Annotated in this window: 23 protein-coding genes; 10 read left to right on the forward strand and 13 right to left on the reverse strand. The window is 72.8% G+C overall.

Going from position 1 to position 22,930, the window contains the following annotated elements:
* Positions 1–217 precede the first annotated feature (217 nt).
* A complete protein-coding gene (locus J7E94_RS02195; RefSeq protein ID WP_215011832.1) occupies positions 218–1,825 on the forward strand; it encodes an alpha/beta hydrolase in 1,608 nt (535 codons plus the stop codon).
* Positions 1,826–1,894: 69 nt separating this feature from the next.
* Here the strand turns inward: J7E94_RS02195 and moeZ are convergent, their stop codons facing one another.
* From moeZ to J7E94_RS02235, 7 genes are all read right to left on the reverse strand, one after another.
* Positions 1,895–3,073 carry an adenylyltransferase/sulfurtransferase MoeZ gene (gene moeZ, locus J7E94_RS02200; protein WP_215011833.1) on the reverse strand — a complete coding sequence of 393 codons (1,179 nt, stop codon included), beginning with the start codon at positions 3,071–3,073 and terminating at the stop codon, positions 1,895–1,897.
* A gap of 78 nt (positions 3,074–3,151) precedes the next feature.
* Entirely contained in the window at positions 3,152–3,916 is a 765-nt protein-coding gene (locus J7E94_RS02205) for a spherulation-specific family 4 protein (protein WP_215011834.1), read from the reverse strand.
* On the reverse strand, positions 3,904–4,923 hold the full coding sequence (locus J7E94_RS02210) for an NAD-dependent epimerase/dehydratase (RefSeq protein WP_215011835.1): 1,020 nt from the start codon (positions 4,921–4,923) through the stop codon (positions 3,904–3,906). Before J7E94_RS02210 ends, J7E94_RS02205 begins: the two co-directional genes overlap by 13 nt.
* Positions 4,920–5,870 carry a hypothetical protein gene (locus J7E94_RS02215; RefSeq protein WP_215011836.1) on the reverse strand — a complete coding sequence of 317 codons (951 nt, stop codon included), beginning with the start codon at positions 5,868–5,870 and terminating at the stop codon, positions 4,920–4,922. The genes J7E94_RS02210 and J7E94_RS02215 overlap by 4 nt, the downstream gene beginning before the upstream one ends.
* Before the next feature lie 161 nt (positions 5,871–6,031).
* Positions 6,032–7,612 carry a DUF3492 domain-containing protein gene (locus tag J7E94_RS02220; RefSeq protein WP_215011837.1) on the reverse strand — a complete coding sequence of 527 codons (1,581 nt, stop codon included), beginning with the start codon at positions 7,610–7,612 and terminating at the stop codon, positions 6,032–6,034.
* Positions 7,613–8,066: 454 nt separating this feature from the next.
* Entirely contained in the window at positions 8,067–9,455 is a 1,389-nt protein-coding gene (locus tag J7E94_RS34100) for a DUF3152 domain-containing protein (protein ID WP_308344407.1), read from the reverse strand.
* Between the two features lie 5 nt (positions 9,456–9,460).
* Positions 9,461–10,429 carry an alpha/beta fold hydrolase gene (locus J7E94_RS02235; RefSeq protein ID WP_215011838.1) on the reverse strand — a complete coding sequence of 323 codons (969 nt, stop codon included), beginning with the start codon at positions 10,427–10,429 and terminating at the stop codon, positions 9,461–9,463.
* A gap of 131 nt (positions 10,430–10,560) precedes the next feature.
* On the opposite strand from J7E94_RS02235, the gene J7E94_RS02240 reads away from it, so the two are divergent.
* The 4 genes from J7E94_RS02240 (at position 10,561) to J7E94_RS02255 (ending at position 12,347) form a co-directional block, all read left to right on the forward strand.
* Positions 10,561–10,776, forward strand: a complete 216-nt coding sequence (locus tag J7E94_RS02240) for a hypothetical protein (RefSeq protein WP_215011839.1) — start codon at positions 10,561–10,563, stop codon at positions 10,774–10,776.
* Positions 10,777–10,901: 125 nt separating this feature from the next.
* Positions 10,902–11,540, forward strand: a complete 639-nt coding sequence (locus J7E94_RS02245; RefSeq protein WP_215011841.1) for a TetR/AcrR family transcriptional regulator — start codon at positions 10,902–10,904, stop codon at positions 11,538–11,540.
* 145 nt (positions 11,541–11,685) lie between these two features.
* Positions 11,686–11,913: a DUF3107 domain-containing protein gene (locus tag J7E94_RS02250; RefSeq protein WP_215011843.1), complete on the forward strand. Its 228-nt coding sequence runs from the start codon at positions 11,686–11,688 to the stop codon at positions 11,911–11,913.
* A gap of 131 nt (positions 11,914–12,044) precedes the next feature.
* The gene (locus J7E94_RS02255) at positions 12,045–12,347 is read left to right on the forward strand and encodes a hypothetical protein (protein WP_251056005.1); all 303 of its coding nucleotides are present in this window, start codon (positions 12,045–12,047) and stop codon (positions 12,345–12,347) included.
* An 82-nt stretch (positions 12,348–12,429) separates the two neighbouring features.
* On the opposite strand, the gene J7E94_RS02260 is transcribed toward J7E94_RS02255, so the two are convergent.
* Positions 12,430–13,188 (reverse strand): ferritin-like fold-containing protein, encoded by a 759-nt coding sequence (locus J7E94_RS02260; protein ID WP_215011845.1) that lies wholly within the window; start codon positions 13,186–13,188, stop codon positions 12,430–12,432.
* A 447-nt stretch (positions 13,189–13,635) separates the two neighbouring features.
* On the opposite strand from J7E94_RS02260, the gene J7E94_RS35275 reads away from it, so the two are divergent.
* From J7E94_RS35275 to J7E94_RS02275, 3 genes are all read left to right on the forward strand, one after another.
* Positions 13,636–15,651, forward strand: a complete 2,016-nt coding sequence (locus J7E94_RS35275) for a DEAD/DEAH box helicase (protein WP_308344410.1) — start codon at positions 13,636–13,638, stop codon at positions 15,649–15,651.
* Between the two features lie 110 nt (positions 15,652–15,761).
* Positions 15,762–16,616 (forward strand): alpha/beta fold hydrolase, encoded by an 855-nt coding sequence (locus J7E94_RS02270; protein WP_215011847.1) that lies wholly within the window; start codon positions 15,762–15,764, stop codon positions 16,614–16,616.
* A 100-nt stretch (positions 16,617–16,716) separates the two neighbouring features.
* Entirely contained in the window at positions 16,717–16,869 is a 153-nt protein-coding gene (locus J7E94_RS02275) for a hypothetical protein (RefSeq protein WP_215011849.1), read from the forward strand.
* 77 nt (positions 16,870–16,946) lie between these two features.
* On the opposite strand, the gene J7E94_RS02280 is transcribed toward J7E94_RS02275, so the two are convergent.
* The 4 genes from J7E94_RS02280 to J7E94_RS02295 all read right to left on the reverse strand — a co-directional run bounded on the left by J7E94_RS02280 (position 16,947) and on the right by J7E94_RS02295 (position 19,914).
* Complete coding sequence (locus J7E94_RS02280; RefSeq protein ID WP_215011851.1) at positions 16,947–17,552, reverse strand: MarC family protein; 606 nt, start codon at positions 17,550–17,552, stop codon at positions 16,947–16,949.
* A gap of 86 nt (positions 17,553–17,638) precedes the next feature.
* A complete protein-coding gene (locus J7E94_RS02285) occupies positions 17,639–18,502 on the reverse strand; it encodes a PHP domain-containing protein (RefSeq protein ID WP_215011853.1) in 864 nt (287 codons plus the stop codon).
* A 110-nt stretch (positions 18,503–18,612) separates the two neighbouring features.
* Positions 18,613–19,257 (reverse strand): DUF6758 family protein, encoded by a 645-nt coding sequence (locus J7E94_RS02290; RefSeq protein ID WP_215011855.1) that lies wholly within the window; start codon positions 19,255–19,257, stop codon positions 18,613–18,615.
* A gap of 72 nt (positions 19,258–19,329) precedes the next feature.
* Positions 19,330–19,914: a suppressor of fused domain protein gene (locus J7E94_RS02295; protein WP_215011856.1), complete on the reverse strand. Its 585-nt coding sequence runs from the start codon at positions 19,912–19,914 to the stop codon at positions 19,330–19,332.
* Positions 19,915–20,288: 374 nt separating this feature from the next.
* Between J7E94_RS02295 and J7E94_RS02300 the strand changes: the two genes are divergently transcribed.
* Both J7E94_RS02300 and J7E94_RS02305 read left to right on the forward strand, forming a co-directional pair.
* A complete protein-coding gene (locus J7E94_RS02300; RefSeq protein WP_215011858.1) occupies positions 20,289–21,404 on the forward strand; it encodes a magnesium and cobalt transport protein CorA in 1,116 nt (371 codons plus the stop codon).
* Positions 21,405–21,446: 42 nt separating this feature from the next.
* Positions 21,447–21,956, forward strand: a complete 510-nt coding sequence (locus J7E94_RS02305; RefSeq protein WP_215011860.1) for a hypothetical protein — start codon at positions 21,447–21,449, stop codon at positions 21,954–21,956.
* 48 nt (positions 21,957–22,004) lie between these two features.
* Here J7E94_RS02305 and J7E94_RS02310 read toward each other — a convergent pair whose 3' ends face one another.
* Complete coding sequence (locus tag J7E94_RS02310) at positions 22,005–22,790, reverse strand: hypothetical protein (RefSeq protein ID WP_215011862.1); 786 nt, start codon at positions 22,788–22,790, stop codon at positions 22,005–22,007.
* Positions 22,791–22,930 lie beyond the last annotated feature (140 nt).

Below are 22,930 nucleotides of genomic sequence, written 5' to 3' on the forward strand. Positions count from 1 at the left end.
CTGTCCACCCCCTGGCCACGTTCGGTGCCCGAGGAGACGCCCCGGCGCGCGCCCGGCCCCACCGGAAGCCCCCCAGTGCACGCCCGGCCCGCCCGGAACCGCCCCGGCGCGCGCCCGGCCCCACCGGAACCGCCCGGAACCGCCGCCGGATCGCCCCCGACCGCCCGGATGGGTCAGCGCGGGGGCGGGCCGGTCGAACGGCGCAGAGGATGGGGGCATGCCGAGAAAAGTCCAGCGGGTCACCGTCACCGCCGCCCTGGCGGCCGCGCTGCTCACCACCAGCGCGTGCTCCGACGACGGCGACGGGAAGAAGACGAAGGCCGACGGCACCAAGGAGGTCCGGCCCCTCAAGTGGGGCGCCTGCGAGGCCCCCACCCCCTTGGAGGGCGGCGGCCAGGCCCCGCCCAAGGACTGGCAGTGCGCCACCCTCGACGTCCCGCTCGACTACGCGAAGCCCGAAGGCGAGACCATCCCGATCGCGCTCATTCGCGCCCAGGCCCGCGACCGGAAGAACCGGATCGGGTCGCTGGTCTTCAACTTCGGCGGCCCCGGCGGCTCCGGCATCAGCACGCTCCCCGGCGCCGCCAAGGAGTACGAGGCCCTGCGCACCCGGTACGACCTGGTCAGCTTCGACCCCCGCGGGGTGGGCCGCAGCGCCCCCGTCCGCTGCGAGGACGACAGGCAGCTGGACGCGTACTACGCCCAGGACTCCACCCCCGCGACCCCGGCGCAGGAGAAGGCCTTCGCCGACAACATCCGCACCTATCAGAAGGCCTGCGAGAAGAACTCCGCCAAGCTCCTCCCGCACGTCGGCACCTCCAACGCCGCCCGCGACCTGGACCGCATCCGCCAGGCCCTCGGCGACGAGAAGCTCCACTACTTCGGGATCTCCTACGGCACCGAGCTCGGCGGGGTCTACGCCCACCTCTTCCCGAAGAACGTCGGCCGGGCCGTCTTCGACGCCGTCGTCGATCCGACGAAGACCTCCGAGGAGGGGGCGCTCGGCCAGGCCAACGGCTTCCAGCTCGCGCTCGGCAACTTCGCCCAGGACTGCGTGGACCGCGGCGACGAGTGCCGGCTCCAGGGCAGCACCGCCCGGGAGATCGAGGCGAACATCATCAAGCTCCAGAAGGACCTCGCCGCGAAGCCCGTCGCCGGCATCGGCGACCGGCAGCTGACCGAGACCGCCGCGACGAACGGCATCGCCCAGGCGCTGTACTCCAAGGAGCTGTGGCCGCTGCTGGAGCAGGGCCTCGACGAGGCGGACGGCGGCCAGGGGCAGCTGCTCCTCGCGCTCTCCGATGCCCTCAACGGCCGTGACCAGGAAGGCCGCTACAGCAACATCGGCGCCGCGAACACCGCCATCAACTGCGCGGACTCCAAGGACCGCTACTCGCTGGAGCAGACCAAGGCCAAGCTGTCGGCGTTCCGTTCGGCCTCGCCCGTCTTCGGGGACTTCCTCGGCTGGGCGATGATGGGCTGCACCGGCTGGCCGGTCGCGGGCGCCTGGGAGACCCCGGACGTGTCCGCCCCCGGAGCCGCCCCGATCCTGGTGATCGGCAATACCGGCGACCCGGCCACCCCGTACGAGGGGGCCCGCAAGATGATGGAGCGGCTCGGCCCCGGCGTGGGCGTGGAGCTCACGTACAAGGGCGAGGGCCACGGCGCCTACAACAGCGGCGACACCTGCGTGCAGCAGGCCGTGAACTCCTACCTGCTGGACGGGAAGATGCCGGGCGCCAACGCCGTCTGCACGCCGGCGCCGGCGCAGAGCCCGGCGGAATCGGAGTCACCCGCGGCGCCGCCCGAGCCGCTCGGCGCCTGAGACCGCGCGGACCCGGAAACACCTGAAGGGGCCGTACCGCGTGTGCGGTACGGCCCCTTCGGGGTGCGACTAGTAGACCGGCTTCCCGGGCTCGATCTGGTGGACCCAGCCGATCACGCCGCCGCCGACGTGGACCGCGTCCGCGAAGCCCGCGGACTTCAGGACCGCGAGGACTTCCGCACTGCGGACACCCGTCTTGCAGTGCAGGACGATCCGCTTGTCCTGGGGCAGGTCCTGGAGGGCGGTGCCCATCAGGAACTCGCCCTTGGGGATCAGCCGCGCGCCGGGGATCGAGACGATCTCGTACTCGTTGATCTCGCGGACGTCGATGATCTCGATGTTCTCGCCGTCGTCGATCCACTCCTTGAGCTGCTTGGGAGTGATCGTCGAACCGGCGGCCGCCTCCTGGGCCTCCTCCGACACGACGCCGCAGAAGGCCTCGTAGTCGATGAGCTCGGTGACGGTCGCGTTCGGACCGCAGACCGCGCAGTCGGGGTCCTTGCGGACCTTGACCTGGCGGTACTGCATCTCCAGGGCGTCGTAGATCATCAGGCGGCCGACCAGCGGCTCGCCCACGCCCGTGAGGACCTTGATGGCCTCGGTGACCTGGATGGACCCGATGGACGCGCAGAGCACGCCCAGCACGCCGCCCTCGGCGCAGCTCGGGACCATGCCCGGCGGCGGGGGCTCCGGGTACAGGCAGCGGTAGCACGGGCCGTGCTCGGACCAGAAGACCGAGGCCTGGCCGTCGAAGCGGTAGATCGAACCCCACACGTACGGCTTGTTCAGCAGCACACAGGCGTCGTTGACCAGGTAGCGCGTGGCGAAGTTGTCCGTGCCGTCGACGATGAGGTCGTACTGGCTGAAGATCTCCATCACGTTCTCGGCTTCGAGCCGCTCTTCGTGGAGGACCACGTTCACGTACGGGTTGATGCCCAGTACGCTGTCGCGGGCCGACTCGGCCTTGGAGCGGCCGATGTCCGCCTGGCTGTGGATGATCTGGCGCTGGAGGTTCGACTCGTCGACCTCGTCGAACTCCACGATGCCCAGCGTGCCGACGCCGGCCGCGGCCAGGTACATGAGGGCGGGCGAGCCGAGGCCGCCCGCGCCCACGGCCAGCACCTTGGCGTTCTTCAGGCGCTTCTGGCCGTCCATCCCGACATCGGGGATGATCAGGTGACGCGAGTACCGGCGGACCTCGTCAACGGTGAGCTCAGCAGCCGGCTCAACCAGGGGTGGCAGCGACACGGGGACTCCAGGGTCATCCCCGCGGACGCGGGGAGCATTTGTAGGTTGTTCTATCCCGTAACACTGCCACGCCCGTCTTCATTCCAAGACACCTGTCCCGATACGTGAGACGATTTCGTCCCAGTACGCGGGCATTGAGGCCCATGGGTCCCGGTCCCCGGCCCCGCGCCGGTCGGTGAACCAGATGGTGCCCGCGCCCTGCCAGCGGGCGATCCGCATGGCCTCCTCCAGGTGGGTGCGGGGCACCCCGTGGACGAGGTGGCAGAACCGCTCCGCCGGATGGTCGGCGGTCCACTCCGCCACCTGGGACCAGCGGTAGTCGCCCCAGGCCCCGGAGAAGGTGACCAGCTGGTCGGCGGCCTCCACGTAGCCCTCGTAGGGGTGGGTGCCGTGCCCGAGCACGATCCGGATGTCCTCGCCGAGGCCGCGCAGGGTGTCCGTGACCCGGCGCACCGAGGCCAGTTCCGCCTTGCCGGCCGGGGCGCCTGCGAGGTAGAAGCCGCCCACCCCGTACCAGTCGCGGAAGCGGTGGGCGTCGGAGATCAGCTCCCCGAAAGTCCGTTCACCGTCTCGCATCGCGAGATGGCCGAGGAGCCGGGGCCCCGCGCCTTCGATGCCGCGGAGCTTTGCCGCGGCTTCCGTGCAGTGCGGGTCGGGCCGCCCGCCCGGGCCGTCGGTGACATTGAGCACGGCCCAGTGCAGCGGGGTGCCCGGGCGGCTCAGCTCGGCCCACTCGACGGGGGCGAGCAGCGGGTGCGCGTAGCCGGGAATGCCGAGGCCGAGACGGCCGGCCTCGGTCGTGGGGGCCGCCGCGGCCCCCGGCGGGGTGGTCAGATACGGCACGCCGCCTCCATCCAGATGTCCGCGAGGGATTCCTCCAGGTTGATCCGGGGCCGCCAGCCGAGGCGGTCGCGGGCGGTGCGGACATCGGCCTGCTGCCAGGCCCCGCAGCCGTCGGGGTACGGGTACGGGTACGGGGGCGGGGCCGCGGCGGCGAGCTGCTCGGCCGTCGCCTCGGCGCGGGGGGAGCCGATGGCGGCGAGCCCGGCCGGGCGGCCGGGGTGCGGGTGCGGGTGCTGCTGCGGTCCGCCGTGCGGGACGTCCAGCTCGTGCAGGGCGCCCCCGTATCCGGCGACCCGGGCCAGGACGGCGGCCGCGTCGCGCAGCCGGACCGCGCGGCCGGTGCCGATGTTGACGACGCCCTGGGCGGCCGAGAGGGAGGCGGCGTGCACGGCCCGCGCCACGTCCCGTACGTCCACGAAGTCGCGGTGCACGCCGAGCCCGCTGAGCTTGAGCTCGCCGTCGCCGGACTGCATCGCGCGGCGCATGGCCTCGGCGAGCCGGCCGAGGGGGGACCCGGCGGGGGTGCCGGGGCCGACGGGCGAGAAGATCCGCAGGACGACGGCGTCCAGCCCGGAACCGAGCACCAGCTCGGTGGCGGCCAGCTTGCTGACGCCGTACGGCCCGCCTGGTCTCGGGACGGCGTCCTCGGCCGTCGACGACCCGGGCTGGCTGGGCCCGTACTCGGCGGCGCAGCCGAGCTGGACGAGGCGGGCCCCGCAGCCGCTGCGGCGCAGCGATTCGCAGATGGTGGCGACGGCGACGGTGTTGTGCCGGGTCAGCTCCCGGGCCCCGCCGCGGGTGGCGCCGGCGCAGTTGATGACGACGCCCGGGTGGACGGCGTCGAGGAACCGGGTGAGCGCGCCGGGGCTGCCGGTGGCGAGGTCGAAGCGGACGTCGGCGTCGTCGCCGCGGCCGAGCGCGGTGAGCTGGACGGCGGGGTCGGCGAGGAGTCGGTCGGCGACGTAGCGGCCGAGGTATCCGTTGGCTCCGATCAGCAGCACCCTCATCGCGTGGCCCCTTGATTGGTTGGCTGGCCGGTCATCTTCTGTTTCTCCTTGCGAGTGGGTGGATGGGGCAGCGCATGTGCGGATGCGCGGGACAGCGCGAGGACGGCGTGTACGAGGAGTCCCGCCGCGGCGGCGGCGGCCGCCGCGGGGAAGGGGAGCAGGGCGAGTGCCAGAGCGGCGGCCACGGGCCCGCGGTGGGCGCCGTGGCGGAGCAGGAGCCGGGTCAGGAACAGGACCAGGGCGAGCGGTACGGCCGCGGTGAGCGGTGCTCCGGCGAGCGCGGCCGCCCCGGCGGCGGCCGCGGTGAACGCGGCGACGGCCGCCAGCAGGAGGGGCCGGGCCCGGTCGGTGAAGTCCTCCAGGGCGCGGCTCCCGGCGAGCCGGGCCCTGGCGCGGGCGGCGAAGGCGGCGGCGAGCAGGTGCCCGGGGGCGGTGGCCAGGGCGAGGCCGACGGCGAGGGCGGTGCCGTGCCGGTGCGCGGCCCAGCCGGTGGCGGCCGCGGCGAGCAGGTGCGCGGCGAAGGGGAACCGGCCGCCGGCGGCCCGCCCGGGCCACACGAGGGCGGCGACGGTGACGGCCACGGCGGCGGGCCCGGCCCACGGCAGCCCGGCGGCGGCCGCCCCGAAGGCGAGGGCGCCGGGCAGCAGGGCGTACCCGAACCCCCGGAATGCGGGGGCCCGGGCCGGGGTCCGCGCGGCCGTGGCGGCGGGTGCGTCGCCGCGGGGGGTCCGGGCGTAGAGCTCCTCGGCGAGCGAGAAGACGTCCCGGTGCCGGAACCGCGCGGCGGTGCGGTCGGTGATCCCGTGGGTCTCGAGCCCGGCGGCGATCTCCAGCGGGTCGACGGCCCGTTCGCACAGCTCCCGGTGCCGGTGCAGCAGCGCCTTGACGGGATCTCCCTTGGCCCGCCGGCGGGCCGCCTGCGGCGTCGCTGCTTCCGGGGTGCTCACCGGTGCCCCTGCGGCTGCGCCGGGGAACGAGGTGTCAGGTGCGGCGCCGCTGCCGGGGCTCCGCCCCGGACCCCGCGCCTCAAACGCCGGCGAGGCTGGAATTGCCCCCCTCGGGGGTGGCGGCGCCTCCGAAGGGGCCGGCATGCCCGGGTTCGCGGTGGTCATACGGTTGCCTCCGGGGCGGTGGCCCACGTGGGGGTGGTCCAGTGGCCGGGGACCCGGGCCTCCGGGGGGTGGGCGAAGGGGATGTCACCGTCCGGCCGGGCGCAGCCGCCGGCCAGGAGCCGCAGGTAGATCTCCTGGAAGGCGGCCACGTTCTGCTCGACGGTGAACAGCTCCAGGGCCCGCGCCCGGGCGGCGGCCCCCAGCCGCTGGGCGCGCTCGGGGTCGCCCAGCAGGGAGAGGCAGGCCTCGGCGAGGGCCCGCGGGTTGCGCGGCGGGACCACCAGCCCGGTGCCCCCGATGACCTCGCACACGGCACCCACATCCGTGGACACGGTGGCCCGCCCGCAGAACATCGCTTCGGCCAGGGTGATCGGGAAGCCCTCGATCACGGAGGACAGCACGACGACCCGCCCGGCGCCGTACGCCTCCGCCGGGGACGGCGCGTCCGGTCCGCCGATCTCCTCGAAGGTGACGGGGTTCTCCCCGACCGTGACGGCGTCGGCGGCCTCGTCCGGGAACAGCTGCGCCGCCAGGGACGTGCAGTCGGCGAGGTAGCCGGGGGCCACGGCCGTCGCGAAGATCCGCAGCCGCGTCTGCGGCGCGGCCTTGCGGACCTCGGCGAAGGCGTGCAGCAGGGCGATGAGGTCCTTGGCGGGCTCTATCCGGCCGACCCACACGAGCGTGTCGGGGTCCCCGCCGTCCACGGCCTCCCCGACGGTGGCGAATCGGTCCGCCTCCATCCCGGGGTAGACCGTCCGCACCCGGTCCCGGGTGGCCCCGCACCGCTCCTGCCAGCGCCGCGCGTGCGCGTTGCCCGGGGTCAGCAGGTCGGCCCGGTCGTAGATCTCGCCGGCGAGCCGGATGTGGAAGGCCGCGAGCAGGACCCGTACGGCCGGCCGCGCGTCGGGCCGGTGGTCCAGGTAGTGGGCCCGCAGCTGGACCCCGTACTCGGTGACCAGCAGTGGAACTCCGAAGAAGCGTTTGGCCAGCAGTCCGGGGAGCGCCGCGACCCCGCCCGCCGCCGCGTGGCAGACGTCGACCGCGCCGAGACTGCCCAGTTCCTCGTACCAGTCGAGGGACAACGGCCGCAGCATGCGCTCCAGTTCGTCCACGACCTCCAGCAGGTCCGGCACCTGCGCCGCCTGTACGGCCCGGCCCGCGCCCGGCGCCCGGCACGCGGACTCCAGCAGACGCACCGCGGACTCGGAGCGCAGGGCCGCGTACAGCCCGCCCTGTTCGCGGGCGAGTTCGGCGAGCCCGTAGAGCCCGGACGCGAAGGCCCCGGGCTCGCCGGCGCAGATCCCGCGGACCAGCTCCCTGAAGCAGTCGGCGAACCGCCGGCGCTCGCGCCGGGAGTACGTCCGCCCGTCGTCGGCCGGGGCCCACAGGGGGGCGGTCCGGACCCGGGTGACGTGCTGGGGCAGCGGGACGCGGGCGCGTTCCTGCTCGGCGGTGCGGCTCAGCGCGTAGAGCTCGAACTCGTGCTGCGGGAGCCCGCGCACGAGCCGGTCGCACCACAGCCTCGCCTCTCCCGTGGCAAACGGATAACCACCTTCCGTGAGTAGTCCGATCCGCACGAGTGGCACCCCCGATCTCCCGTTCAGGGCGGTCGCCGTCGGTCCGGCGACCCGCCGCGGAAGAACTCAAGCGGATATGCCGAAGGCGCGACGGACGGTTGTCCGTCGCGCCACCGGAAGGGGTGAAGAGTCGTAACTTTCCCGTACGGTTCGCGTTCGAGCACGCTAAGAAGGCGTGAAGCGTCGGGCGTTGGGTGCTACGCGAACACCTCCTGCCGCGAAACGCGGCGCCCGGCAACCTTCCAGCCCCGCCGGCGTTTGAGGCGCGGAGCCGGGCAGTCCCGCCGGCGTTGAGAAGCTCCGCGCAGCGGCAGCCCTCGCCCGGGAACCCCGCCGCGCGTCCACCCTCGGTACCGCCGCCAGCAGCGCCCGCGTATACCGCTCGGCCGGGGCCGACAGCACCGCAGAGACCGCCCCCCGCTCCTCCCGCAGCCCGTGCAACAGGTCCAGGATGTCAATTCCCCGGATACACCCACGGGTTGGGTTTGCACGAGATGCCGTCGATGTCGAGGGACTTGGTCTGCTGCTGCATGATCGGGGCGAGCGCCCCCGGCGTGCGGCAGTTGACGTGGCCGTGCCCGAGGCGGTGGCCGACCTCGTGGTTGATGAGCATCTGGCGGTAGGCGAACATCTGGTCCGGGCCGTAGGTCGCCGAGCCCTGGGCCCAGCGGAACGCGTTGATCATCACGCGGTCGGTGGACGCGGAGTCGCAGGAGACGTTGTCGATGGTGGTGTCGAGCCCGGACTTGGCGCACCAGGCCCCGGTGGTCCCCGGGCTGGCCAGGGTGATCACGAAGTCGGCCTCGCCGCCCGGCACGCGCTCGAAGGTCTTCGTCCCGCCGTGACCCCAGCTGCGGTCGTCGTTGAGGGTGCGGTGGACGGCCTCGGCGAAGAGCTGCGGGTCCAGGCCCAGGCCCTGCTCGACGTCGACCCGGTAGCGCACGACCTTGCCCTTGCCGGGTGCCTTGGCCACGCCGGGGACCGTGTCGAAGGTCCCGGGCCCGGTGAGCTTCTCGTCGATCGGCAGCTGCTGGGCCATCTTCTGCTCGTACGTCGGCTCCTGCGCGGGAGCGGACGCCGAGGCCGACGGCGCCGCGGCGACCGCGTCAGGTGCCGGTGCGCCGTCGGGGCGGTGGGCGGCGGCGTCGGCCCGGGGTTCGTCCATGGCGGCGAGCGGTCCGTGCGGGGCGCCGTCCCCGTCGGAGGCCGCCTGGACGGCGACGACGACGGCGAGGACGGTGGTGACGGCCGCGGCGGCCATGCAGGTGTAGGTGCGGGCCTTCCGGCCGCGCCCCGAGCCGGGCCGCTCGGGCGCCACGGGCTCGGCGGCGGCGTCGGCCGGCTTGCGCGGTCCGGGCACGCGGCGGTGCGAGCCGGTGGAGGTGACGGCGTCGGGCGCGGGCTCGGAGACCCGCCGGGGCGCGGGCGGTGCGGGCGCGGGTGGCGGGTCCAGGGTGATCTGCGGGAAGCCCACCGCGGGGGTGCCGAAGGCGGGGGTGTCGGTGTCGAAGGCGGCGGCCGGGGGCGCGCTGCGGGGGCGCGGCACCCCGCGCCAGTCCCCGTACACGGAGCCGGCGCCGGTCCCCCGGGCGCCGCGGGGCTCGTACGGATCGGCGGGATGGCCGCCGGGGACGGGCGGGTCCTGGGGCACGTACCCGTGGTGGGTGACGGTGGGTTCCGGCCATGCCCGGACGCGCGGTTTCCCGTACGCCTCGAAGGCCTCGAAGGCCTCGAAGGCCTCGAAGCGCTCGTAGGCCTCGTACCGCTCGTACGGGAGGGGGTCGGGCTCCGCCGGCGCGGGCGCCGGGGCAGGAGCGGGGTCCTTGCGACTATGTCGTCCCACGGTCCTCAGCCTCTGCCGTCTTCGGTGTCCCTGAGCAGCTCCCGGAAGCCGGCTGCCACCACCTCGGGGTACTCCATCATCGCCACGTGCCCGGCCTCGGGCAGGCTCAGCAGCCGCGAATCCCGGAAGGCCGCGGCGGCCCTGCGCGCCATACGGTACGAGACGAGCAGGTCCTTGCCACCGTAGACGAGCAGCGTCGGTGCGAGGACACGCTGCGCCTGGCGCCACAGTCCGTGCTGCCCACCCAGGGTGTAGGCGTCGACGATGCCGCGCGAGGAACGGGTCATGACGTCCCAGAAGTACGGCAGGGCCATCCGCCGCTCCATCTCCTCCACGGCGTTGCGGAAGCCCTCCGGTGTCACCCGGCCGGGGTCTCCGTAACAGAGGTCCGTCACTCCCCTGGTGCGCTGTTCGGCGGTCAGAGCCTGCGCCAGCCGGCCGAACAGGGCCGCCACGCCGGGCAGGGCGAGCAGCGCGGTCGGCACGGCCGACCTCTGCACGCGCAGCTCGGGCAGCGCGGGCGAAACCAGCGTCAGGGTCCGTACGAGGTCGGGGCGTACGGCGGCGACGCGGGTGGAGACGGCGCCGCCGAGGGAGTTCCCGAACAGGTGGACCGGGCCGCGCCCGGCGGCGTCGAGGTGCCGGATGACGACGCGGGCGAAGGCGGTGACGGAGTAGTCCCGGTCGGCGGCCGGCGGGGACCAGCCGAAGCCGGGCAGGTCGAGGGCCTCGCCGTCGACGGTGTCCGCGAGCTGCGCCATGAGATCGGACCAGTTCTGCGAGGAACCGCCGAGTCCGTGGACGAACAGCGCGGGCGGCAGGCCGGTACGGACGGGCGGGCGCACCCGTACGGCGAGTTCCAGCCCCGGCAGCGCGACGGTGCGCAGCTGTTCTCCGTCGGCCACTCGGCCGGCTCCCACCTGGGAGGACAGCTCGGTGGTGGACCGTACACCCGGCAGCTCGGTCGAAGACATGCGGGCAATGTTACGAGACGATCACGCCGGACTTGTTGTGTTCGCGGTCACAGACGCTTGCGGATCCGTATAGCGGGGTAACCGCGATCCTCCTAGGCTCATAGAGGACACAAGGAAGCGAGGGGAGCGGAATGACTGTCGACCCTGCGGAGCCGGACACCTTCCGGGAGCGGTTTCCCGAAGTCGTGGACCCGGAGGCGCCCGAGGCGGACGTGGCAGAGCAGCTGGCGGAACTGCAGCCGCACGAGGACGACCCGGAGGTCGGCCGGGCACGGCACGAGGCCGCGGACGCTGACGCGGCCGAGCAGGCGCGGGTGGTGCCGCTGGACGAGGACGACTACCGCTGACCAGCGCCTCCGGCGGTCCGTACCGCGAGAAAACTCGGCTTGAACCCTCCAGATTCGATTACCGAAAAGTACGATGGCGGCGCGGCGCAGAGCGCACTGTGTTCTTAGAGAAAGTGGGAGGCGGCGTGACAGCCATCGAGCAGACCGAGGCAGCGCGTCCGCGGGGCACACGACTGCCGCGCCGAGCCCGACGCAATCAGCTGCTGGGCGCGGCCCAGGAGGTTTTCGTCGCGCAGGGTTACCACGCGGCGGCGATGGATGACATCGCCGAGCGTGCCGGAGTGAGCAAGCCGGTGCTGTACCAGCACTTCCCCGGCAAGCTCGACCTCTACCTGGCGCTGCTGGACCAGCACTGCGAGGCCCTGCTGCTCGCCGTGCGCACCGCGCTCGCGTCGACGACGGACAACAAGCTGCGTGTGGCCGCCACGATGGACGCGTACTTCGCGTACGTGGAGGACGAGGGCGGCGCCTTCCGGCTGGTCTTCGAGTCCGACCTGACGAACGAGCCGGCCGTGCGCGAGCGCGTCGACCGCGTCTCGCTGCAGTGCGCCGAGGCCATCTCCGACGTGATCGCCGAGGACACCGGCCTGTCCAAGGACGAGTCGATGCTCCTCGCCGTGGGCCTGGGCGGTGTCTCGCAGGTGGTGGCGCGCTACTGGCTGTCCAGCGAGAGCCCGGTGGCCCGGGACACGGCGGTCGGCCTGCTGACCTCGCTCGCCTGGCGCGGTATCGCGGGCTTCCCGCTGCACGGCAGCGAGGGCTGACGGCCTCGGCCGGTGTTCGGACGGGCTCGGCCGGTGTTCGCTGCCAGCGTGTCCGCTCCACGCAGTTCCCGTCCCCTCTCCGGGCTAATGTGGACCGCGTACGGCGCGGCTGATCGCGCGAACGGATCGTCGGAGGGACAAAGCCGTGGAGGTCAAGATCGGCGTGCAGCACGCACCCCGGGAGATCGTGCTGGAAAGCGACCTGAGTGCGGAGGAGCTGGAGAGCATCGTCGCCGCCGCTCTGTCCGGTACCACGCCGCTGCTGAGCCTCACCGACAACAAGGGCCGCAAGGTCCTGGTGCCGTCCGACCGCCTGTCCTACGTGGACCTGGGCGAGCCGAGCGTGCGCAAGGTCGGCTTCGGCGCGCTCTGACGCGGTGGCACCGAGGTGCCGAGAACTGTGGGGAACGGCCCGGTGGTTGAATCCACCGGGCCGTTTCCCTTTCTTCCGCTTCGGGTAGGACGGCAGTGACCCGCTTTGCCCTGACGTATGGGAGGGACCTCATGCTGCTGATGGAAGCGCTCGGCTCTGCTCTGCTGGGCCTCGCCCTTTCCGCGACAGCCGCGCGAGTGCTCGCCCGCAGACTGCCCTCGGCGAGAGTGGTGCTGGTCAGCGGGGTGCTGGGGGCGCTGTTCGGGGCGTATCTGATGCACTTCGCGCTCGGCCCCGGGCACAACACCCTCACCGCGACCTTCCTCGGCGCCGTGCTGGTGTCGGCCGTGGTCGTGTCGCTGCTGCTCCGGCCGGCCTCCGGGCCCCGCAGGCCCGCCCACAGGACTCCGTTTTCGCTCCCGTCCGGGGGCTGACGCGTAGACGCAAGCGGCCCCCGAGCGCGTGATCGCGCTGCGGGGGCCGCCGTACGTGTGCGTACGTCTGCAGATGGCCGCGTCAGGCGGCGAGGCCGAGGGCCGCCATCCGCTTGGTGTGCGCCTTGGTGATGCGGGTGAACATCTCGCCGACGGCCGCCAGGTCGAAGCCCGCCGCCATCCCGTCGACGCCGCCCACCAGCATGGTGGAGAGCGCGTCGCGCTCGGCGACCACGCGCTGGGCCTGCGAGAGGGCCTCGCCCATCAGCCGGCGCGCCCACAGCGCGAGGCGGCCGCCGACGCGCGGGTCGGCCTCGATCGCCGCGCGCACCTTCCCGACGGCGAAGTTGCCGTGACCGGTGTCGTCGAGCACGCCGACGACGAGCGCGCGGGTGTCGGTGTCCAGGTGGCTGGCGACCTCGCGGTAGAAGTCGCTGGCGATCGAGTCGCCGACGTACGCCTTGACCAGGCCCTCCAGCCAGTCCGACGGCGCGGTCTGGCGGTGGAAGTCGTCCACGCCCTTGGCGAAGGGCTGCATGGCAGCGGTGGGCTCGGCGTCGATCGCGGAGAGCCGGTCGCGCAGCTGCGCGAAGTGGTGGAATTCGGCGGAGGCCATGGCGGCGAGCTCGGCCTTGTCGTCGAGGGTGGGCGCGAGCTTCGCGTCCTCGGCGAGGCGCTCGAACGCCGCGAGTTCTCCGTACGCGAGCGCGCCGAGCAGGTCCACGACGGCGGCCCGGTACTGCGGCGAGGCGGAGGCGGTCGCCCAGTCCTGGGCGGCGATGCCCGCCGCGTCGGCGGGGTTGCTGTCGTCGGCGGGCGAGGCGTTTTCAACGGTCGACATGCACCGCACAATAGCCCGCCGAAAGGTGCGGCAAGTCACCACGTCGAGTCGCTGTCAGTCCACCTGAACACGCCGCCGTGGTGAATTCGCCCGACACACCTGCGCGATTCCGGGGTACAGTGGTAATGCGCCTGCCGGATACTCGGCGGGCCATCCGAATGAGGATGCCCGGTCGGTGGCCCGATCGGCTCCAACCGACCGCCCTCGGCGTGGTGCGTACGTTCATACGTACCGCCTCTTACGAGGGGCCCCCTCAGCGGCAGATGCGCCTGAGCGAAGGCTAGTGGTCCCGCGCAGCTTCGTACGTAGCAGTACTGCAAGCACAGCACGGTACGACCCCCCTCGCCGCCTCGCGCCGCGTCTCACAGAAGAGGCAGCACCCTGACTACGTTCCGAGACCTCGGGATTCTCCCCGAGACCGCCGAAGCCCTTGAGGCCGTCGGCATCGTGTCCCCCTTCCCGATCCAGGAGATGACCCTCCCCGTCGCCCTTTCCGGCACGGACGTCATCGGCCAGGCCAAGACCGGTACCGGCAAGACGCTCGGTTTCGGCCTTCCCCTGCTGGAGCGGGTCGTCGTTCCCGCGGACGTCGAGGCGGGCCGGGCGACGCCCGAGCAGCTGACCGACGCCCCGCAGGCCCTCGTGGTGGTTCCGACCCGCGAGCTGTGCACCCAGGTCACCAACGACCTCCTGACCGCGGGCAAGGTCCGCAACGTCCGCGTGCTCGCCATATACGGCGGCCGCGCGTACGAGCCCCAGGTCGAGGCGCTCAAGAAGGGCGTCGACATCATCGTCGGCACCCCGGGCCGCCTGCTCGACCTGGCCGGACAGAAGAAGCTCGACCTCTCGCACGTCAAGGCGCTCGTCCTGGACGAGGCCGACGAGATGCTCGACCTGGGCTTCCTGCCCGACGTCGAGAGGATCATGAGCTACCTGCCGCCGAAGCGTCAGACGATGCTGTTCTCGGCGACCATGCCGGGCGCGGTCATCGGCCTGGCCCGCCGGTACATGACGCAGCCCACGCACATCCGCGCCGTCTCCGAGGACGGCGAGGGCGCGACCGTCGCCAACACCGCGCAGCACGTCTTCCGCGCGCACAACATGGACAAGCCGGAGCTGGTCTCCCGCATCCTCCAGGCCGAGGGCCGTGGCCTGGCCATGATCTTCTGCCGTACCAAGCGCACGGCGGCCGACATCGCCGAGCAGCTGGAGAAGCGCGGCTTCGCCTCGGGCGCCGTCCACGGCGACCTGGGCCAGGGCGCCCGCGAGCAGGCCCTGCGCGCCTTCCGCAACGGCAAGGTCGACGTGCTGGTGTGCACCGACGTCGCCGCGCGCGGTATCGATGTCGAGGGTGTCACCCACGTCATCAACTACCAGACGCCCGAGGACGAGAAGACCTTCCTGCACCGTGTGGGCCGTACCGGCCGTGCGGGCAAGAAGGGCATCGCCGTCACCCTGGTCGACTGGGACGACATCCCGCGCTGGCAGCTGATCAACAAGGCGCTGGAGCTGGACTTCCACGACCCGGTGGAGACGTACTCCACGTCCCCGCACCTGTACGAGCAGCTGAACATCCCGGCCGGCACCAAGGGCATCCTGCCGCGCGCCGAGCGCACGCGGGCCGGCCTGAAGGCCGAGGACGTCGAGGACCTGGGCGAGACCGGCGGCCGCGGTGGCCGTGGCGGACGCGGTCCGGCTGCCGCTGCCGCCGCCGTGGTGACGGAGGAGCGTCCGGCCCGTACGCGGACCCCGCGCCAGCGTCGCCGCACCCGCGGCGGTACCGAGCTCGAGCTGGGCGCCGAGGCCGCGGCCGTCACCCCGGTGACGGAGGCTCCCGAGGCCTCGGAGGCTCCGGCCGCCGATGAGTCGCGCAGGCCGCGCCGCCGTCGCACCCGTGTGGGCGCGGTACCGGCTCAGGCCGTCGAGGCGGTCACCTTCGTCGAGGCCGCTCCGGTCGCCGTGGCCCCGGTCGCCGACGCGGTCGAGGCCCCGGTCTCCGGCACCGTCGCCGAGGAGGCTCCGGCCAAGCCGAAGCGCACCCGCACCCGCAAGCCCGCCGCGGCCCCCGCCGCCGCCGAGGCCGCCGTGGTCGAGGCCCCCGTGGCCGACGCGGTCGCCGAGGAGGCTCCGGACAAGCCGAAGCGCACCCGCACCCGCAAGCCCGCCGCGGCCCCCGCCGCCGCCGAGGCCGCCGTGGTCGAGGCCCCCGTGGCCGACGCGGTCGCCGAGGAGGCTCCGGACAAGCCGAAGCGCACCCGGACCCGCAAGGCCACGCAGACCCCGGTCGTCGCCGATCCGGCCAAGGTGGCCGAGGAGGCCCCGGTCAAGCCGCGGCGTGCCCGCAAGGTCGTGGCGCCGTCGGCTCCCGAGCCGGACTTCCAGATGGCCCCCGCCGTCGAGCCCGTCAGGGCCCCGCGCCGGACCACGCGGCCCCGCAAGGCCGCCCAGGCGCCGAAGGCGTAAGCCCCGCACTGAGCGCTCCGACGGCCCGGCCCCCTTCGAGGGAGCCGGGCCGTCGGCGTACCCGGGCCGGGGGCCGCACCAGGCCCCTACGGGCCGGTAACCTCGGCGCCATGAGCAAGCCGCCGCGCCTCACCCTGCCCGCCGCTGCCCGCGCGTACCGCCTCTCGACCGCCCGCGGCGACTTCGCCGTGCACGAGGCGGGCGGGGCCGCCCGCGGGACCGCCCTGCTGGTTCCCGGCTTCACGGGCAGCAAGGAGGACTTCGTGGCCCTCCTGGAGCCGCTGGCCGCCGCCGGCTACCGGGCGGTCGCCGTCGACGGGCGGGGCCAGTACGAGACGCCCGGGCCGCGCGAGGAGTCGGCGTACGCCCTGGAGGAGCTGGCGCTGGACGTCCTGGCGCAGGCCGCGGCGCTGGGCGAGGGTCCGGTCCACCTGGTCGGCCACTCGCTCGGCGGGCTGATCTCGCGCGCCGCCGTGCTGCGCGATCCCGCCCCCTTCGCCTCCCTCACCCTGATGAGCAGCGGCCCGGCGGCGATCTCCGAGCAGCAGCAGGGCCGTACGAAGCTGCTGGTCGCCGCGTTGGAGGCGATGGGCGAGGACATGCCCGGGATCTGGGCGGCGATGCGGTCCCACGACCCGCAGGACGCCGTCCCCAACTCCCCCGAGCTGGTGGAGTTCCTGCGCGCGCGGTGGCTGGCCACCCTCCCCGAGCAGCTGATCGCCACCGGCCGGGTGCTGATCTCCGAGCCCGACCGGGTGGAGGAGCTGGCGGCGGTCGCGCTGCCGAAGCTGGTCCTGTCCGGGATGGTCGACTACGCCTGGCCGGTCCCGCTGATGGACGACATGGCCCGTCGCCTGGGGGCCGAACGGGTCGTCGTTCCCGCCGCCGAACACTCCCCCAATGCGGAGAATCCGCAGGTCACAGCCCGTGCGCTGGTCGCCTTCTGGGACTCCTGCGCCCGCTAGTACTTAGCCAGTGAAAAAATTTCCTTAGCGTAGGGAATGTTTGCCTCCTACACTTCGTTGGAACCAGTGCAAGGAGAACACTGACGAAGGGAGAAGCCCCATGCGCTTCGAAATTCTGCGCCTGGACGATGTCGACGGGTCCGCCCTGGACAGCACCGTCGTGGACGCGGCCTCCGTCAACCGGATCGTGCAGCAGGCGGCCGCGGTCGGCCAGCGCATTCTGATCCGACCGGCCGAGAGCGCGTCCTCCTGACGCTTCCCACACAACGCCGAACGCCCCCGCACCGATCCGATCCGGTGCGGGGGCGTTCGCGTAGGCGGGCGCGCGGGTCAGGCGCCGCGGACCACCTGGAGCACGCCGTTGATGATCTGCTGGACGGCGATCGCAGAGAGCATCATGCCGGCGAGCCGCGTCACGAGGACGACGCCGCCGTCCTTGATGACCCGGATGATCACCAGCGAGTAGCGCATGGTGATCCACAGCACGACGTGCATGGCGATGATCGCGGCCCAGACGGAGACCTGGCCGCTGACCCCGTCGGCCTTCTGCACGGCCAGGATGACGGACACGATCGCACCGGGCCCGGCGAGCAGCGGCATGCCCAGCGGGACGAGGGCGACGTTCACGTCCTTGGTCTGCTTCGGCTCGTCGGTCTTGCCGGTGAGCAGGTCGAGCGCGATGAGCAGGAGCAGCAGACCACCGGCGATCATCAAGGCCGGCACGGAAACGTGCAGGTAGTCCAGGATCTGCTGGCCGCAGATGCCGAAGACGGCGATGACACCGAAGGCCACGCAGACGGCCTGCCAGGCCATGCGGCGCTGCACCTTGGCGGGGCGTCCGGAGGTCAGGGCGAGGAAGATCGGCGTGATACCCGGAGGGTCCATAATCACAAAAAGCGTGAGAAACAGGGATCCGAAGACGGCGAAATCAAACACAGTGAGGCCTTGCAGGAGAGAGGGGTGTGGCGAAGAAAAGGCGGTGGGACGGGCAGTGCGGACCTGTTCCGAAGGGGACGGAAGGCCTAGCGCTCGCGTCCGCCGGCGCCCGGAACGGGGAAGGCCCCGGTCGCGCGGCGCGTGATCTCGCCGTAGATCTCGGGGTCGGTCGTGTACTCCCCGAGGCCGCAGGTCTTGCGACTGCCGTGGTAGTCGCTGGATCCGGTGGTCAGCAGCCCGAGGTCCGCCGCCAGGCCGCGCAGCCGCGCACGGGTGCCGGTGTCGTGGTCCATGTGGTCCACCTCGATGCCGTCCAGGCCGGCGGCCGCCAGCGCGGCTATCGCGGCCTCGGGCACGCACTCGCCGCGCTTGACGGCGGCGGGGTGCGCGAAGACGGTGACGCCGCCGGCCGCCTTGACCAGGCGGATGGCGTCGAAGGGGTCGAGCTCGTGCTTCTCGGCGTACGCGCGGCCGCCGTCGGCGAGCCAGTCGGCCGTGAAGGCGTCCGACACGGTGGGTACGACGCCCAGCTCGACCAGCGCGGTCGCGATGTGCGGCCGCCCCACCGAGCCCGCGCCGGCGATCCGGGCCACCTGCTCCCAGGTGACGTCGACGCCGAGCGCCCGGAGCTTGCCGACCATGGCCTGCGCGCGGGGCGTGCGGTCGTCCCGGACGAGCTCGCGCTCACGGAAGAGCTCGGGCTCCTCGGGGTCGAAGAGATAGGCGAGCATGTGCATCCCGACCCCGTCGAGCCGGCAGGACAGCTCGGCCCCGGTCACCAGCGTCAGCCCGGCGGGCAGCGCGGCAATGGCCTCGGCGTACCCGCCCACGGTGTCGTGGTCGGTCAGCGCGATCACGTCCAGCCCTGCCGCGGCGGCGTTCCGCACCAGCTCGGCGGGGGTGTCCGTACCGTCGGAAGCCGTGGAGTGGGCGTGCAGGTCGATGCGCACAGCCTGGCTCCATGGGTTGGACGGACGGGAGGGGACACCTCCCGGCGCCGGCTGGGGGAGGACACTCCAGGATAACCGGGCCGAAGGCCCCCCATGTCAGCGGTCGCAGGTCAGGCCGGGCCCAGGATGCGCGGGCTCAGGGCCCCGCAGGGCAGGAGTTCGACCTCGGCTCCGGCCTCGCGCAGGTCGGTGAGGATGAGCTCGTCGTACAGCAGGAGTCCGGACTGCTCCGGCCAGACGACCGCCCAGAGCCACAGGCCCCGCGCCTCGCCGGCGAAGACGGCCCGGTCGTCGGGGACCCCGTTGAGGTGCCACAGCGGTGTGGGACGGCCCGCCGCGACCACCTTGGCGTGCGGCGGGGCCGATACGTCGATGTGCGCGCCGGGGTCGGGGCCGTCGATCCCCGCGAACCGTGCGCCCAGGCCGACGCCGAGCTCCTCGGCGATCAGCAGCATCTCGCCCATGCCGCCGAGCGGACCGGGACCCGAGCAGGCCACGACCGTCGCCCGGCCCCCGCTGCGGTCGTCACCGGCGGACGCGACGCCGGTGAACAGCCACCCCACCGGAAGCGGCCACGGCATCCACACGGGCACCCGCGCCCGGTGCACGACCACGCCGAGGCCCTCGACGCTGGGCGGGATGGCGGGTTGCAGGGGGTGGACAGCGCCGTGCACAGGGCACTGCCAGGAGTCGGAGAAGAGACCGGGCGCCCTGACCCGGCCACCGCACTTCGGGCAAGTTGGTTCGCCCCTCATAGGAAGCCACGCTCCTCCCCGCCCGGCGCCCCGTCAAGACGCGATCACCCGTCCGGGCGGCCGGTGCCGGTCTCAGTCCAGTGCGACAGCGGTACGCAGAGGATCCCGCAGATCCGTGCCGCGCGCGAGCCAGCGCTCCTGGAGGGCGGCCGCGCCGTGCACCCGTTTCCAGGCCGCCTCGTTCGCCGTCATCGGGAGCAGCGGGAGGAACCGCACCGGGTCCATGGGCTCGTCCAGTTCCAGGTCCTCCACCAGTCCCCCCGGTTCCGCCACGAGGACGGTGCTGAACGGCGCCCCGTCCCACAGCGGTTCGCCCACGTCGAGCGAGGCTCCGGGGGCCACGATCAGCCCCTCGACCTGCGGGGAGGCGGCCAGCACCGCGAGCGGCCTGAGCAGCTTGCCGGTGGGCGCGAGTCCTCCCCGTACGGTCAGCACCAGCTCGGCGCGCGGCCCGCGTACGGGGTCGGCGACGACGTCGGTCGGGTCGGTCATCGGGTGCGCGGACATCCCGAGGGTCGCGTACCGCACGAGGTCGCCCTCGGCGAAGCGGAGTACCTCGATGCGGTCGGTGCCCAGGAAGGTGACGGCGGCGCGTGCGTCGGGTTCACCGAACGCGGTGCGCAGCCGGGCCTCGACGAGGGCCAGAATTTCTGCCATGGAGCGAGCATAGAACTCGTATCAGCCGGGTAAAGGGCGGGTCTTGACCATCCGTCGGCTGATAGTGTTGACAGCTGTTCGGGGCCGCACGCAGAAGCGTTGTTTCAAGGCTCCGGAGACAGGACGTCCCTCAAGGGGGACCGGCCGGAGGAGGTGGGGCTGCAATGGATCGAAGTCGATCGTGCAGTACCAATCGCTCTTCCGCTTCTGTGACGGGCGTCTCCCGCCCCCATTGATCTTCCGATCAGTAGAAGAGCGACGGCAGAACGTTGTCCTCCCGTCCTGTTCCTTCCGCCTGCCGGGCCTGCCCGCCCGCCGCGGTGGAGGGTCTCCCACCCGTACGGTCCGCAGCCGTGCGTGCGAAGGAGCCTGCCATGTCGATGCTGCCCTACCTGCGTGCGGCCGTCCGTCCGTCGCTGCGCAAGTCCAGCCCCGCCCAGCCCGGATACGACACCACCCGCGATCCCTCGGCGAGCAGCGCGGTGGTCGACTGCGCCGTGTACCGCGACGGCCGGCGCGTGCTGGGGCCGGTCTGTCTGACGCCGCGTGAGGCGATCCGCCGGGTCCGCGAGGACGGCGGCTTCGTCTGGATCGGCCTGCACGAGCCGACCGGGGCCGAGTTCGCCGGGATCGCGGCCACCTTCGGGCTGCACCCGCTGGCCGTGGAGGACGCGGTGCACGCGCACCAGCGGCCGAAGCTGGAGCGCTACGACGACACCCTCTTCACCGTCTTCAAGACGATCCACTACGTCGAGCACGCCGAACTGACCGCCACCAGCGAGGTGGTGGAGACCGGCGAGGTGATGTGCTTCACCGGCCCCGACTTCGTCATCACCGTCCGGCACGGCGGCCAGGGCTCCCTCAAGGGGCTGCGCCACCGGCTCCAGGACGACCCCGACCTCCTGTCCAAGGGCCCCTCGTCGGTCCTGCACTCCATCGCCGACCATGTCGTGGACGGGTACATCGCGGTCGCGGCGGCCGTGCAGGACGACATCGACGAGGTGGAGAGCGCGGTCTTCGCCGGCCCCGCCAAGGGCAGTACGCGGGGCGGCGACGCGGGCCGCATCTACCAGCTCAAGCGCGAGGTGCTGGAGTTCAAGCGGGCGGTCGCGCCGCTGCTGCGTCCGATGGAGCTGCTGAGCGAGCGGCCGATGCGGCTGGTGGACCCGGACATCCAGAAGTACTTCCGGGACGTCGCCGACCACCTGGCGCGGGTGCACGAGCAGGTGGTGGGCTTCGACGAGCTGCTGAACTCGATCCTCCAGGCCAATCTCGCGCAGGCGACGGTCGCGCAGAACGAGGACATGCGCAAGATCACCTCCTGGGCGGCCATCATCGCCGTGCCGACGATGATCTGCGGGGTGTACGGGATGAACTTCGAGCACATGCCCGAGCTCCAGTGGAAGTACGGCTATCCGATGGTGATGGCCTCGATCGTCGGGATCTGCTTCACCATCCACCGCGCGTTGCGCCGCCACGGCTGGCTCTGACCGCCTCAGGACCGCACACGGGCCTCCCCTACTCTGGTGCGCATGACTCTCAGCACGCTCGACCTGGCCCTCGTCGAGGAGGCCACGAAGAAGTCCGGCCTGATCTGGGTCCGCGGCGCCGGAGCCGACCGGGCCCTGTGGCACGCGTGGGTGGACGGCGCGGCCCATGTGCTCGGCGACGGGCCCGGCGAGCAGCCGTTCCCGGGCCTGGCCGACGGCGCGGCCGCCGAGGTGACCGTGCGGAGCAAGGACAAGGGCGGCCGGCTGGTGGCCTGGACGGCGACCGTACGGGAGCTCGCGCCCCGCAGCGAGGAGTGGCACGCGGCGGTCGCCGAGCTCAAGGGCAAGCGGCTGAACGCGCCCGACTCGGAGGAGATGACCGAGCGGTGGGCGCGGGAGTGCCGGCTGCTGCGGCTGGAGCCGCAGGCGCTCTCCGCCCTCCCGGGCGGCTCGCTGGCCGCGGCCCCGCTCGCCTCGCCGGCGATCACGCGCCGGCCGATCCCGGCGCACCTGCCGAAGCTGCTGCTGAAGCGGAAGAAGGCGGCCCAGTAGCCCGGGTCAGGGTGTGGTGGGGTTGGAGCCCTGGCCCGAGTAGCCCGGTCAGGGTGTGGTGGGGTTCGAGCCCTGGCCCGAGCCCTTGGAGGGAGCCGGGGCCGGGTCGCCGCTCTTCGTCGTGGGGAGCTGGGAGCCGTAGTCCACGGTCTGGTCCTGCGCGGGCGGGTCGAGCGGGAAGGTCTTGCCCCACTCCGCGAGTTCCACCCGGCCGGCGCCGCCCGCACGCTCCATGAGCAGCGGGTACGGGGTCCCCTCCAGGGACACCGAGAGCTTGCCGCCCTTGCCCGCGTCCGCCGTGACCTGGACCGCGCGGGTGTGCCCGACCTTGGTGTAGGAGCCCTTGGCGAGCTTCCCCTCCAGCCCGAGCAGCCCGTCGAGCAGGACGTCCATGTCGGTGAAGCCGCGGAACTGCTTGTAGGAGGGGTCTGCCTCCGGCACCTTCACGTACTTGTCGCCGAGCTTGCCGGCCGAGTCGGACTTGCCCCAGAAGGCCGCGTTCGCCTTCAGGTACAGCTGCTCCCCCACCCGCAGCAGCTGGAAGGTGTCGTCCTGGGACTTCACCTCGCCGGAGCCGCCGTCCGACTTCAGCCGCATGTCGAGGGTGAAGGTCTTGCCGCCGCTCACCAGCGTGCCGGACAGGTGCACCGAGTCCGCCTCGGTGGCGGCCGCCTTCGCCTTCTCCTCGATCTTGTCCGCGGAGAGCTTCCCGACCCCGTTCGTCCCCTCGTCGGGGTCGTCCCCGCAGCCCGTGGCGGTGACGGCGAGTCCCGCGCACAGCACACCGATGAAGGCGGCCCGGCGCAGCCTCGCGGCGGGGAGGTAGGCGGTCACGGGCGGGTGCCTCTCGTCGTCGTAGGCGGGCAGCAGGCAGCGTACCCGCCTGTGGTCCGCGCCCCTCAACCCCCCTTGGGGACCCCGGCCGGACCGCCCCACCAGGACGCTTGCCGGGGGCACGGGCTAGCCTGAGGGTC

The organism is Streptomyces sp. ISL-94 (assembly GCF_018614075.1).
Lineage (GTDB): Bacteria > Actinomycetota > Actinomycetes > Streptomycetales > Streptomycetaceae > Streptomyces.

Bases quoted from the DNA above. Each gene is read 5' to 3' on its own strand.
- J7E94_RS02195 (WP_215011832.1), top strand. From the start codon at position 218: ATGCCGAGAAAAGTCCAGCGGGTCACCGTCACCGCCGCCCTGGCGGCC.
- J7E94_RS02210 (WP_215011835.1), bottom strand. From the start codon at position 4,923: ATGAGGGTGCTGCTGATCGGAGCCAACGGATACCTCGGCCGCTACGTC.
- J7E94_RS02235 (WP_215011838.1), bottom strand. From the start codon at position 10,429: ATGTCTTCGACCGAGCTGCCGGGTGTACGGTCCACCACCGAGCTGTCC.
- J7E94_RS02240 (WP_215011839.1), top strand. From the start codon at position 10,561: ATGACTGTCGACCCTGCGGAGCCGGACACCTTCCGGGAGCGGTTTCCC.
- J7E94_RS02255 (WP_251056005.1), top strand. From the start codon at position 12,045: ATGCTGCTGATGGAAGCGCTCGGCTCTGCTCTGCTGGGCCTCGCCCTT.
- J7E94_RS02260 (WP_215011845.1), bottom strand. From the start codon at position 13,188: ATGTCGACCGTTGAAAACGCCTCGCCCGCCGACGACAGCAACCCCGCC.
- J7E94_RS02270 (WP_215011847.1), top strand. From the start codon at position 15,762: ATGAGCAAGCCGCCGCGCCTCACCCTGCCCGCCGCTGCCCGCGCGTAC.
- J7E94_RS02275 (WP_215011849.1), top strand. From the start codon at position 16,717: ATGCGCTTCGAAATTCTGCGCCTGGACGATGTCGACGGGTCCGCCCTG.
- J7E94_RS02290 (WP_215011855.1), bottom strand. From the start codon at position 19,257: ATGAGGGGCGAACCAACTTGCCCGAAGTGCGGTGGCCGGGTCAGGGCG.
- J7E94_RS02295 (WP_215011856.1), bottom strand. From the start codon at position 19,914: ATGGCAGAAATTCTGGCCCTCGTCGAGGCCCGGCTGCGCACCGCGTTC.
- J7E94_RS02300 (WP_215011858.1), top strand. From the start codon at position 20,289: ATGTCGATGCTGCCCTACCTGCGTGCGGCCGTCCGTCCGTCGCTGCGC.
- J7E94_RS02305 (WP_215011860.1), top strand. From the start codon at position 21,447: ATGACTCTCAGCACGCTCGACCTGGCCCTCGTCGAGGAGGCCACGAAG.